Origin of the sequence: Vibrio sp. 10N.286.51.B11 (assembly GCF_041469245.1) — a bacterium.
In the GTDB taxonomy this organism is placed as follows: Bacteria; Pseudomonadota; Gammaproteobacteria; order Enterobacterales; family Vibrionaceae; genus Vibrio; species Vibrio crassostreae_C.
Genome location: NZ_JBFRKI010000007.1, coordinates 472,632 through 486,437 on the forward strand (window position 1 = coordinate 472,632; position 13,806 = coordinate 486,437).

The 13,806-nt window shown below is 45.1% G+C and carries 8 protein-coding genes; 2 read left to right on the plus strand and 6 right to left on the minus strand.

Translation table 11 applies throughout. The annotated features are described in order from the left end of the window. Window positions 1-313: 313 nt before the first annotated feature. On the minus strand, window positions 314-4,123 hold the full coding sequence (locus tag AB4154_RS04735; RefSeq protein ID WP_372122354.1) for a VCBS domain-containing protein: 3,810 nt from the start codon (window positions 4,121-4,123) through the stop codon (window positions 314-316). Window positions 4,124-4,425: 302 nt separating this feature from the next. On the opposite strand from AB4154_RS04735, the gene AB4154_RS04740 reads away from it, so the two are divergent. Further along, window positions 4,426-5,733, plus strand: coding sequence for a TolC family outer membrane protein (locus AB4154_RS04740; RefSeq protein ID WP_372122355.1), 1,308 nt, complete (start codon window positions 4,426-4,428; stop codon window positions 5,731-5,733). After that, entirely contained in the window at window positions 5,733-6,344 is a 612-nt protein-coding gene (locus AB4154_RS04745) for an OmpA family protein (RefSeq protein ID WP_372122357.1), read from the plus strand. The genes AB4154_RS04740 and AB4154_RS04745 overlap by 1 nt, the downstream gene beginning before the upstream one ends. Window positions 6,345-6,564: 220 nt before the next feature. Here the strand turns inward: AB4154_RS04745 and nhaA are convergent, their stop codons facing one another. The 5 genes from nhaA to AB4154_RS04770 form a co-directional block, all read right to left on the minus strand. Beyond that, window positions 6,565-7,728: a Na+/H+ antiporter NhaA gene (nhaA, locus tag AB4154_RS04750; protein WP_372122359.1), complete on the minus strand. Its 1,164-nt coding sequence runs from the start codon at window positions 7,726-7,728 to the stop codon at window positions 6,565-6,567. Window positions 7,729-8,003: 275 nt separating this feature from the next. Next, the gene (locus AB4154_RS04755) at window positions 8,004-9,152 is read right to left on the minus strand and encodes a lipocalin-like domain-containing protein (protein ID WP_372122361.1); all 1,149 of its coding nucleotides are present in this window, start codon (window positions 9,150-9,152) and stop codon (window positions 8,004-8,006) included. Continuing rightward, window positions 9,142-11,595 (minus strand): ABC transporter permease, encoded by a 2,454-nt coding sequence (locus AB4154_RS04760; protein ID WP_372122363.1) that lies wholly within the window; start codon window positions 11,593-11,595, stop codon window positions 9,142-9,144. The genes AB4154_RS04755 and AB4154_RS04760 overlap by 11 nt, the downstream gene beginning before the upstream one ends. Beyond that, window positions 11,576-12,247: an ABC transporter ATP-binding protein gene (locus AB4154_RS04765; protein ID WP_017060385.1), complete on the minus strand. Its 672-nt coding sequence runs from the start codon at window positions 12,245-12,247 to the stop codon at window positions 11,576-11,578. The genes AB4154_RS04760 and AB4154_RS04765 overlap by 20 nt, the downstream gene beginning before the upstream one ends. A 122-nt stretch (window positions 12,248-12,369) precedes the next feature. Next, the gene (locus tag AB4154_RS04770; RefSeq protein WP_017060384.1) at window positions 12,370-13,743 is read right to left on the minus strand and encodes an MATE family efflux transporter; all 1,374 of its coding nucleotides are present in this window, start codon (window positions 13,741-13,743) and stop codon (window positions 12,370-12,372) included. Between the last annotated feature and the right edge of the window lie 63 nt (window positions 13,744-13,806).

Below are 13,806 nucleotides of genomic sequence, written 5' to 3' on the forward strand. Positions count from 1 at the left end.
CTGTGTGTTTACAAAAAAAGAAAAAAATAATGAATTTTCTTGGAACTGAAATGGAAATGGTGGGTCATAAATTATATAGAAAACAGCGTATTTAGAAGTTTAACAGGCCGTCAAACTTGTTCTTCTCACTGCTTTCTTAATTACTGCATTTTCCTTATTAACTCCTATACTTGTATCCGCCCAAACCACGTTGGTTTGGGCTTTTTTTTGCCTATGATTCAGGTAATTTTTCTTCGGCTACTCCTGAGCGCAAAAAGCCCCCGAAACCGAGAGCTTTCATTACGTCAAGCTATGGAGCATTCCACGATGCCTATTAAGCTGCATCGTTTTTAATAAGCTCTCCCAATATTGCGAGATCATTACCAAGGTCAACTGAAGCACCCATTTCCGTAGTGATCCCTTCTATCACGATTGTTTGAACGTCGTCTCCACCATTGATTGGAATAGACAAAGCGATGTCTTCGCCATCGACCGACACTTCGATCATATCAAGAAGCTCGGCCATTTGAGTTTCGTCTTGTGGATCTTCAATCAGATCATTTAGGTCGATCAAATCACCAGAGCCATTGGTATAAAGCTCAAAGTCTTTAATGATGTCTGTACCATTATCGAGTGCAGAGTCTAACCAGGTGAAAATATTGTCATCGCTATCACCAATAAGCAGATCATTCCCAGAGCCCGCAAATAAAGGCTCGTTACTCGCAGCACTAGTCACGTTATATTGTTGTGGTTCTTCAATATCAACCGTCACCGTTTCGACTGTACTTTCAGCGCCATTTGAATCTACTGCGACATAGTCAAATTGAGGGTCATCGGTTACAGCTTCATTACCTTGTACGTAACGCAACTCCCAATTACCACCGGAAGATGAAAGCTCCATACCAACAATCGGATTACTTGGTGACGAGTAGCTGAACTCGTACAAGATCTGTTGGTTGCCTGTATCGCCTTCATCTTTTTGGTATTGCTCGCTAGCTGTTGTCCCGTCAGCAAAGGTATAAATCACTTCAATATGTACACTGCTATTCGTATTGAACTCTCCGCCCAACCCATCTAATCCAAAATGAACAACATCAAGTGGGTTGTTGGTAAAGTCGATGATCAAGGTCTCCTGCATGTTCATACCTTTACCATCAGTATCACCAATCCCATAACCAACATGAGGCTGTTCACCTTGATACTGCTGTAGGGGTTTGTCGTTATTGTCGTCAATCGATAGCGTAATGGTATTTCCGTTAGCTAAGGTAATTAGCCTTTCGGTTGGTGATACCGCGACACCCCAATTATAGAAACCATCAACGAGATCTGGCATATCGTCTGGATCGCCACTAAAGCCCATTTCAAACATTTCTCCAGGCCCGGCAACGAAGCTGATATTGTTCGGAACAAACAACTCACCGTTATCAACATCAGACTGTACAATTTCTCTCGTGACGCCATTTTCGTCGGTATACAAGAGGCTGCCGTTGGTTGGCAAACTTTCGATTCGAATATTAAGTGGAATGTCGTCATGGTCATCTTCTATATCTGAGATGTAATCAGGCATGCCGCCATCTTCAGAATCGAAGAGAATAGGTATAATCGCGTCCTCATCATTAACGACCGTAAAGCTGGTCGCTTCAGGTGCGTCATTGACACCATTGATTGTTATCTCGATAACATGCTCTACACCATCGATCGCGGTTACCACATATCTTTCAATAACCGTGTCATCATCATTCAAGTATTGAACCGCATCGTTATCAACGACATAACTCCATGCGCCCTCTGGAGTAATCGTTAACATACCCAAAGCAAGTGCATAAGTAGACCCAATAGGGGTAAACACACCATTAGGTTTAAAGGCGGGCATGTCACTCGTGTCGACATCAGTAATCGTTAAAGTACCTGACGCTGAAAGTTCGTTAGTATCAGGATCGACATTAACATCTTCCGTCACCTCACCCAGGTCAGAATCACCTTCACCAACGGTAATCTCAGATGGATCATCGGCACCATTGATGGTGATGGTCACTTCGCTTGTGGTTCCGTCAATCGCAGTAACCGTGTAAACCTCAGTAACGAACTCATCGTCATCAAGATATTGCACATCATCGTTATCTACAACGTACGTCCATTCGCCATCATCGGTTATGGTCAACATACCTAACGCGGTCTCATTGGTTGAGCCTTCTGGATTAAACGTTCCGTTGGGTTCAAAAGCAGCGACATCGTTAGCATCAACATCAGTAATCGTCAGTGTTCCCGTCGCCATCAAGTCGTTGCTTTCTGGATCGACATCGACATCTTCCGTCACCTCACCCATATCAGAGTCACCTTCACCAACGGTAATCTCGGATGGATCATCGGCACCGTTGATGGTTATGGTTACTTCACTTGTGGTTCCGTCAATAGCAGTAACCGTGTAAACCTCAGTGACGACCTCATCGTCGTCAAGGTATTGCACATCATCGTTGTCCACGACGTAAGTCCATGCTCCATCATCGGTTATGGTCAACATACCCAACGCGGTATCATTGGTCGAACCTTCCGGATTAAACGTTCCGTTGGGTTCAAAAGCAGCGACATCATTGGCATCAACATCAGTGATCGTCAATGTTCCTGTCGCCATCAAGTCATTGCTTTCAGGATCGACATCGACATCTTCCGTCACTTCACCCATGTCAGAATCACCTTCACCAACAGTAATCTCTGACGGATCATCGGCACCGTTGATGGTGATGGTCACTTCACTTGTGGTTCCGTCAATCGCAGTAACTGTATAAACCTCGGTAACGAACTCATCGTCATCAAGATATTGCACTTCATCGTTATCTACAACGTACGTCCATTCACCATCGTCGGTAATGGTCAACATACCCAACGCGGTATCATTGGTTGAGCCTTCTGGATTAAACACACCGTTTGGTTGAAAAGCAGCGACGTCGTTATCGTCAACATCGGTGATCGTTAGTGTCCCAGAAGTAATTAAGTTGTTGCTCTCTTGGTCAACATTAACATCCTCAGTCACTTCACCAGTGTCTGAATCACCTTCACCTACGGTTATATCAGATGGGTCATCGGCACCGTTAATAGTGATGATCACCTCACTCGTAGTACCGTCACTTGCTGTCACAGTATAAACTTCAGTAACGAACTCATCGTCATCCAAGTACTGAACGTCATCGTTGTTAACTACGTAAGTCCAAGCACCATCAGGGTCGATGCTCAATACACCTAGCTGTGATTCGTTTGTTGAACCTACGAGGTTAAACTCACCGTCAGCTGAAAAAGTAGGAGTGTCGCTGTCTACATCTGTAATCACAATCTGACCGGATGTCACTAATTGATTGGTGATTTCATCTACATCAATGTCCTCAGTCACACTGCCCGAGTCATCAGTAGCCACAGCTACATCATCAGTACCAATTATCGTTACTGTAATGACTTGTTCGCCTCCATCGGAGGTTTGTACTGTCGTCGAGTCTTGAATTTGCTCACCATCCGCAAGCTCATCATAAGGACTGTTGGCCACGAAGGTCCAAGTACCATCTTCGTTTACAACAAAAGTACCGAGATCATTATCCCCAGCGACCTCTTTAACAATAAAGGTAACGTCTGGGTCTTCACTCGTTAAAGCGCCCCCAGTTTCAATAGGTTCATCCTGCTCAAACTCAATAACATTAGTTTCACCTGAAATAAGCGCAAAGGCGATAATATCAAAAAGAGCAAGACTTTGAGTTTCCGACAGACCTTGAGACTCAAACCCGTCAGTTTCAAAATTTGTGGCAGCTTGAGTTTCAGCCCCAGTACGTTCAATCCTACCGCTGTTGGTCAAACTAGAACCTTCCTCACCAGCGGCAGTATCAAACTCATCTCCTAGTTCCGTTGGATCAAATCCCTCTTCAATAGCACGCTGAACTTGAGCGATCGCGTCATCAGTATCTAGCAGATTTTGTTGGCCCTGGTTATCTACAAAACGTGCAGAAACACTTGGTAAACTCTCTTCACTAGTATCAAAACTGATAATTACGTCGCTAGCGGCTGGTTGTTCGCCCGGAGACAAACGTCTAACCTGGCCTTGAGCGTCGAGCACTACACTCCCGCTAGCAAGACCTAGTATATTTAGGTTGATATTTCCCATATCCATATTCCCACTTCTGCCCAGAACACGCCAAACGCGGATTCAATCCCACTCTGCGCTGTGGCTATTTCCTACAATAAATTTAGTAGTGGTACTATTGATAATCAACTCACTAAAGTAGTTCAGATAAAGCACTTTGAAAATTAGTCAATAGCAATAGCGACTTACATTCAAAAAAAAAACCAACAAACTTAGCAATTTCTAGCAGATGTCCTAAGCTTCGTTTAATACCCTTCTCAATTAAGTAGTTAAACGCTAGTTGGGAGGAGGCGGGAGCTTTTAAAAGTAGAAGGAGACCTACTTTGAGACTGTTTAAATTACCCATCATCTGTTGCTTAGCTATTGCAACCCCACTCTCTGCTCAGACTTTAGAACAGGCTGTTGCCATTACCTTGGCGACGAATCCTGAGATAAAAAGTATTTTTAATGAGTTTGTGAGTGTACAAAAACGAAACGATGCCGCAGGTGGTGCTTATAGGCCGAGTATCGACCTTGATGCTGGTATTGGTTACGAAGGCATAAACCCTGCACCAAATAACGGCCCCGATACGGATCTAACACGAAAGGAAGCGACGATTTCCCTCACTCAATTGCTGTGGGATGGTTCCGCGACGCTGAACGACATTGATCGTACCGCCGCAGAAGCAGAGTCGGTACGTTTGCAATTGATCGCGGATGCCGAAGACAAAGCGCTGGAGGTAACACAAATCTATCTAGATGCAGTGAAAGCCACTGAAGTGCTGGCACTGTCAGAAAGTAATCTTTCAATACACAAGAAAATCTATAAAGACATAAAGAAACGAGCGAATTCAGGCATAGGTTCGACAGCTGATGTATCGCAGGTAGAAGCTAGGATTGCGAAGGCTCATGGTAATTTGTTGGCCGCACAGAATAATTTGATCGATACCCACACCCAGTTTAGACGAGTGGTGGGTCAAGAACCCCTAGGCTTAATTTACCCAAGAGCCGATATTTCTAAAATTCCTTTGTCGTTAACTGACGCCATTGTTGATGCATTAGACCAACACCCAGTGATCAAAGTTGCAAACGCAGATGTCGATTCAGCCCACTTCCAATACAAACAATCAAAGGGCGTGAACTACCCTACCTTCTCCATCGAGGCTTCTCAGTCGTGGCGTGATGATGCAGGTGGCGATGAAGGCTCAAGTCAAGAGACCCTCGCGATGCTACGCATGCGATATAACCTCTACAACGGTGGTACCGATAGTGCTAATTCAGAAGCTGCAGCTTACCAACTCAATAAAGCAAAAGATCTAAGAGACCGTGCTTATCGACAAGTTGAAGAAGGCCTTCGCCTCTCTTGGAGTGCATTGGATCTGACGTTGCAACAAAAGAACTTCTTGTCTGATCACGTGGATTCGGCGTCAGAAACCGTTATCGCTTATGAGAAACAATATCGAATCGGTAAACGTACGCTACTGGATCTGCTTAACACTGAAAACGAATTGTTTGAAGCCCGCAAAGATTACTTAGATGCGCATTACTCTGAACAGTACGCTAAATACCGTGTAATGAACGCGACAGGCTCTCTATTGAACGCTCTACTGGTCGACATTCCAGACGAGTGGACAACGGCAGTGGAGTATTAATGATGAAAATACCTTACTTATTACTTCCCGTGTTAACGATGACTTTATTTGCCTGTTCAAACCAGCAGGAAGAGGCTTATATCGAGACACCTGAAGCAGAACAGATTGCAGACCTGCAAGACGATGATAGAGATGGTGTGGTGAACGCTCGTGATATCTGTCCAGGTACGCCTGAGACATCACAAGTCGACAATGATGGTTGTGGAGAAACGATTCTTGCGGAAGAAGTCAGACAACTAAAAATACTCTTTGCTCATGACTCATTTGAAGTGAGCCCGATCTTCTCAGACCAGATCAGCACGATGGCAGAGTTTCTTGAAACCTACAAAAGTGCCTCGATTGAAATACAAGGCTATGCGAGTAAAGTGGGTTCTAACGAGTACAACTTAGACCTATCAAAAAAACGAGCAAACAATGTTCAAGACGAGTTACTGTCGAATGGTATCGAACCAGAGCGAGTGCGAATTATCGGCTATGGTGAAGAGCGCCTAGAAAGCGATGGCGACGACCCTACTTCACACGCATTGAACCGTAAGGTAACAGCGACGGTGGTAGGGTTAAGTGAACAAATCGTAGAGGAATGGACCATATTTACCACGCTTGAAAAATAGCGTGACATTGTCACTGTGGATCTAGATGTGACATAGAGCGAGTGTCGAACAACAGCAGCTTAGTTATAAGATCAATAAAGCCGTGATAGGGTTGCCCATCACGGCTTTTTTGTTCTTTGTCGTCACATAAGTCGAGGGAGACTCTGTGACTCTTCTTGCTACTCAGAAGTTGACTTGTTACTCAGTGAGTAGGCTCCCTATTAAGCGAGCCGACTACCGATTATAGTTTTACTTCTTGATGCTTAGTTTTCGGTAGAGAAATACTTAGCAGGAAGTAACCTAAGATAGCTGCAGTCGTTGAGCCCATAAGGATACCTAATCGAGCAAGCGTATCAAAATCTGCGTTCGTTGGACCAAATGCCAGTGACGAGATAAAAATTGACATCGTAAAGCCAATACCACACAACACAGATACCGCGAAGATGTTCATGAAGTTCACACCTTCAGGAAGCTTAGCTACGCCGGTTTTCACAGCACCCCAGCTGAATAGGAAGATACCCAGTGGCTTACCAATCAATAGACCCATAGCAATACCAAGCGGTAGCATACCTGTAAGGTTTGAAATTGAGATGCCTTCTAGTGAGATACCTGCGTTTGCAAAAGCAAAGACTGGCAAGATTGCAAAAGCGACGTATGGGTGCAGAGCATGTTCTAGATGCTTCAGCGGAGAATGTTCACCTTTATTGCCTTTCAGTGGGATAGCAAAACCAATCACTACACCAGCCAGCGTTGCATGAACACCAGACTTCAATACTGCAAACCACAGAATTGCACCAACAATGAGATACACACTCAGCTTAGTTACATGCTTGTTGTTTAGCATGAACAGCACACCAGTTGCGATGAAACCAACCGTTAACGCAAGCGTTGATAGGTCGCCTGAGTAGAACAGTGCAATGATAACAACAACGCCAAGGTCATCGATAATTGCTAAAGCCAATAGGAACACCTTCAAGCTAACCGGTACACGGTTACCAAGAAGCGCCATGATACCTAATGCGAATGCAATATCAGTTGCCGCTGGGATAGCCCAACCTTGAAGCGCTTCTGGGTTACTTGAGTTAAATAGCACGTAAATAAGTGCAGGAGCTAGCATACCACCCACAGCTGCGATAGCTGGGAAGATTGCTGTCTCTTTAGACTTTAATGCGCCTTCTAAAAGTTCGCGCTTAACTTCTAAGCCGATTAGAAGGAAGAAGACAGCCATTAAGCCATCGTTAATCCAGTGAGACACAGACATACCAAGAACGTAACTGTGAAGTACACCTTGGTACATTTCGTTCAGTGGTGAGTTTGCTACAAACATTGCGATCGCCGCAGCGATGACTAGTATGATGCCGCCAGCAGATTCCATTTTAAAGAAGTCACGGATGACGTCGGTCATGATTTCGCCCTTATATTTATTATTTAAATAAACGAATAACAAAGAATAACCACGAGTTTATATCCAAGTTTAATTGATAGATAATCACTTCTTCGGATGTTTAACTTCGGTTTTTCCTACAAATACTAAACAATACGTCGTATATTCCATAATGTTGTTATGCACCATGAATTAAGTATAGATGAGATCATCGAACCTGTATGCACAATTCATTGGGGGACGCTAAAAGGCGCAGGCATAAAAAAAGGCTATCAAATTATAGCCTTAGGTGTTTTTTAGTAGCCAGTTAACTGCATAAAGCCTGTCGCTTCATGGCTCCCGCTCGCCTTAATCGGCCCTTCCCAATATGGTATGACAAATGGAAGCCACATATCCCTGCGTATAATACGCGTTGTGAGGTTGATATCGTGCTTAGGGACGTTAATGATCCACTGCAAAGGCATCCGTCTTCCATTCATCAACGTTGTATTTTGCAATGGTTGAATGGAAATGTCGGATTCCGCTAATTGGTAAACTTTGCCTGAGCGCGTTGCTAATGTCCCGAATATGTAAGGCAACTGTTGGTTATGACGATAGCGGTTAATGCTCAGCGCTGTGCCGTCATCGAGGTTAAATACAAACCAATCCCAACCTTGTTGGCCCACTCCAAGTAAGCCACTGCCCCACTCTTTATGTACCCACGCAGTTCCTTCCACTTCCTTGGTAACGCCGTCTAGGTTCAACACACCGCTCAACGATAAAAATGGAGCGCTGAAGTTATAAGACGCGACAGGTAATAAGTCGTGCTTTTTCTGATAACCGTTATCGCCGTTGAGCACATAGGGCCCTTTTGCAATGGTGTCGAGTTCTAGTCCAAACGTATCAGTTTGCACTTGAAGGCGCCCGGGGAATGGGGTGTTGCCGAGTGCACGCCAGTTCCAGTTATCAATCCAAAGTCTGAATGGACGATTAGTCATTCCCGCTTGGCCAATACCGCCACGAGCCATGCGCTGTTCTTTCCATACTTTGGACTTAGAAGAGGCCACCACATTTGAGATATAGACTTGAGGGCTTTGCCACCCCGGTGTTTCACGTTCGTCCGTTGCGATACGAAAAAAACTCCACTGAACCGAATAGTCTTTACCATCATCACCTTTCAAAGATGCAAAGTAATGCCACCACTCGTGCTGAAACTCTGGGTGGAACTTAAAATCTTGTGGTAGCGAAACATTACGGTCTGGCAAAACAGGTTCGAACACATTGAAGTGTTCATTAACCAATATTGAGTTAACTTCATTCACGCCCTTTTCACCAGGATCGATGAAATAGGAGTAATAACCCCAAACACTTAAAAAGATGCCGAAGAAACTGATTAATAGCAGAGAAGACAGAATTCGTTGTCTTAACTTAGTTGAAGTATTCCGTAAAAACATACTAAAGCGCATCCCTCAGTGACTTCATCGGAGTGTTCCGAATCATTCTCATCACTGGTAAAGCACCAGCTAGCATCAATGCTGCCATGGCCCATGCAAATGTCTGCAAATAGTCCCAAGGAATCACTTGTAACTCGAGTGACCACCCAAAAGACTGCTTTATCACGATATCAACAATTAGGCTCGCTAACGCTAATCCGAGCGGAATCGCAATTAAGGAGGAAATAAGCCCAAACACAAACAACTGCAAACTACCTGTCAGGATCAGCTCTTTCGCCGAGACACCCAAACAGCGCTGCAAGGAAATATGCCTTTGGCGAGACACTTCTCCCGCAACCGTCGCAAAGAAAATACCGAAGACGGCGATAACCAAGGTGATGTTACCTAATGTATCTGCAATCGCGAACGTCCTATCGAACACCCGCATTGCTTGACTGTGAATATTGTTGTTATCGAAAACGCGCTCGGAGCCAAGCCTGAATACGCTTTCTAATCGGCTGCGAAGCCCTAATGAATTCACATCGTCTTTGAGTATTACCCCAAGGCCGACATTACCCCGCCCTGCAAACCCATACAGCCAGTTTCGATGCGACATCATGACTTGATGGTAAGGGTTACCATAATCGTAATAAACACCGACAACCTGCCAACCAGAGCCGAGACTGTCATAGAGGTCAATGTAGTCGCCAGGGCGAATCCCCAGCTTGAGAGACATCGATTCACTGATCAACACACCTTTAGAGTGATGTAAGTGATACCAGTAATTCGGAATACCTAATTTGATCGTCAGCGCTTCTAGCTCACCTTCAGAAGGCCCCGTACTGACCACCTGAATACTACCAACTGGAGACGCCACATCTTTCTCCCAACGCCACCAAACCGAATCCACTTCAGGTTGGTCGGATAACCAATTACTCATACGAGCAGCGGCATTGTTGGTTGGGTAGATATACAGATCGGCAGCCAAACGCTGTGTTAGCCATTTATCAGTGGTATCTCTAAAGCTACCGACCATGGTTTCTACACCAATATTGGCTGTTAAGGCCAACATAAACGCCATCGTCGCCACGCCACGGTAACTCATACTGGAAGCAGCATCAGCAAAGAACCAGCGAGCGCGAACCCAACGCAAAGAATAAGAGAGGCTGTTAAATAACTTCCACATCAAAAACGGGGTAAATAGCGCCACACTGATCAGCATTAGCGCGATAATCGCAAAACCCGTTTCTTGAGTCTGAGGGGCTTGATACACAGCAACAGCAGCAACCAAGAAGCCACAGCCAATCAACGCTTGCCAAGTGAACTCGGTACCCGCAAAACGCATCAAAGACAAACGAGAAGACAGACGAATCGGTTGAGACTTAAGTAAACGAACCAGTGGCCACGCACACGCTAAGAAAGCACCAATCAATGCCATCAGTAAGCTGTAACCACTCCAACGCCAATTCCAGTCAATCGTTAAGCCAACGTTGGCGTCGTATAAGTCGCCTAAGCTTGAAGATACCGCTGGTAACAATTGGTTGGCTAACATGACACCGAATACATTACCGCAGATCCAGCTCAGTACGACCAATATCAGCAATTCTAAGCACAGCGCTTTAGCCAATTGCCAGCCCGATACACCTGTTTGTCTTAAGATTCCGACTAACGGTTGGCGCTGAATAAATGACAACGACATCGCCTGATAGAAAATGAATAGGCCAACCACAAACGACAGCATACCCATCGCTTTTAGGTTTAAGTGGAACGCACTGGTCAGCGACTCAAGCTCTGCCTTAGAGCTACGAGAGATCGTCAAACCATTAGGTAACATATTTTTAAGACGTTCAAACTTCTCAGTGGGCATGTCTGAACAAGCAATCACTGAAAGCCCAGCACTGCGTTTAAGCATTCGGAGCAAGGAGATATCCGCAATCAACCTTGTACCATTAATCATATTATTTTGATCAACAACCACAGGACCAAGTTCAGAACCATCCATCAAAGGGATGTAATCACCGTTGTGCCATTCCATGTGTTCAGCAAGATCATCACTGACAAGGATTGGATATGGTGGCTTCATGAGGTTCAAAGCGGTGAGATCTTTTAACGCTATACCAGGTTGTAGCTGAAGCATAGAAACAGGATCTATACCGACAACCATGAAGTTTGCGCCATTTTCATCAGTGATACGATGGTGATCAAGAGGAGAACACTGTTGAAAACCTTCACGGCGAAGTTGGATATAAAAGCCTTGCGGGATTTTATTGGCGTTGTGTTTTGGTCGAATACGGTAAGGAAGAGGATTCGAAAAGAGTTTTTCGCCATGCGCATAGCTTTGCTTGGCGTGTTGGTTGATAGCAGTAACACCAACCAAAAGTGATACGCCGAGGGTTAAACCAAGCCATACCAAAATAATCTGCAGTGGGTAACGTCGATAGTGACCGAGTAGTGCCTTAACTACGGGCCATAACATGCAGTTGCCCTCCTTGCAGACGGATCCTACCATCCATATGCAGAGCTACTTTTTCACTGTGTGTTACCAACAGCAACGTACATTCTAATTGACGAGCCAAAGAGGTCAGCAAACGCATTACCGCTTCTGCATTACGCTCATCTAAACTACCGGTCGGCTCATCGGCCAGCAATATTTTTGGTTCCATATACAGCGCACGCGCAATGGCCGCACGTTGTTGTTGGCCACCAGACGCTTCTTCAGGGTAACGGCCAAGTAAAGGCATAAGATCTAAAGCAGAGAGAATCTGTCTCCAGAGACCTTTGTCTTCAGGTAAGCCTTTTAACTGGCGGCAAAAACGGATGTTATCGGCAATATTTAACGTTGGCAGTAAGTTGAATTGCTGAAAAATATGGCCAATGTTGTTTCTGCGATAAGCGGTGCGGTCACGCTCGGTTGAGTCGTGCATATTGAAGTGAGGAAAAGCGATTTCACCTGAGTCCGCTAGGTCTAAGCCCGCGATAAGATTCAGTAAAGTACTTTTACCTGAACCGCTTTCTCCCATTAATGCCAGCTGGTCACCTTGGTTTAATGTTAATTCAGCACCTTGCAAAACAGGGTGAAACTCCCCCCCATCGACATAGCCTTTACATAGGTCTGACAGCTTTAACATTAAACAGCTCGCATTAGTTAGAATTTGGAAGGAGAATCTACACTAATTCCCTGTTAGGAGGAAGTATTTTGAAAGATAGATCACACGCCAACGATAAAGTGATGCGATTGGTGCGCCCTACTTCAACTTCCTATCAAGTTTTTAATCCATTTTCTTGTTTTCATGCGATAGAGCGACCCGCCCCACTTGAGGACTTCTTCCGTTAGGAAAAGCAGATATACCCACTCAGGTGGAAACTTAAAATAGATAGCCGCGATGGCTGCCAATGGGATACCGATCACCCACTGAGCAATCAAATCTTGATAGAGGCAGAACTTCACATCACCACCCGCTCTCAACACCCCAACGATCACAGTCAATGGCACCGAGCGAATGACAATACCCACACAGAGGATCAGAATGAACTTCTCTGAGAGGGCTCTGGTTTCTTCCGTCAGTGCGCTAAAGGCATTAAGTATTGGCGTTTGAACGAAATAGAGAAAAACGGCTACAACAATACTAGTTAAGAAACACAAAATTGTTAAGCCAAGCGCTTGATAGTAAACCGCTTCATTGTTTTTCGCACCAAGTTGATTACCCACCAAAACAGCTGCCGCATTCGAAAGGCCAATCAATAAACTCAATGAGATAGATTCAACCGGCGTCATGACCGATAGCGCAGCCAGACCTTGAACGCCCGATTGCCCCATGATCGCGTGGTAAGCAAACAAACCACCCGCCCATGCTAAGAAGTTAAACGTGGTCGGCAGAGACAGCTTCAAGAAGCGAACCACCTTATCAATCGAAGCTGCCGCTTTAATATCGCAAAACTTAAATGCTAATAAATGCTTAGAGAAATAGAGATAACCAAACAAAGTCGCGACTTCAATCGCGCCACTCAGTACCGTCGCAATCGCCGCACCTTTGATTCCAAGCGCAGGAAAGCCTAAGTTACCGAAGATCAGCACCCAGTTTAAGAACACGTTAGACAGGATGCCGATACCGCTGAAAAATGTACTTAGCCCGGGTTTGTGCATCGCTCTCAAACCCACAGCCATACTGCTGACACACGATACCGCTAGCATGCTAAATGACGTAATTACGATGTATTCAACGCCTAAGTTGATGACCTCTTGAGAGTCGGTCGTCACGCCCATGATTTGTGCAGGAAATGAAACGAAAAACGCGATAGTCAGTAAAGCAAACAGTGTCGACACCAGCCACGTCAGCGCAGTGCTTTCTCTCACACCTTGTCTGTTACCCGCGCCCCAATATTGAGCAGTAAGAAGAGCACCGCCCGTGGTAACACCCACCAGCATAATGGTCGTCACGAACATCGCTCGGCTCGCCACCCCCACAGCTGCGATGTCTGCTTCGCCAAGTTGGCCCAACATCAATACATCCACCAAGCCTCGGCTTGAAAACATAATGCTCTGCAAGGTGATGGGCAGTGCAATCGCAATAAGCCTGCGAACAAAATCACCTCGTGTGTGATGAATAATTGAAGAGAGCAACATAGAGAGATACCTAAACGGAACGTATTGATGAATAAAGATAAATATCGCGCTATTATATCAATG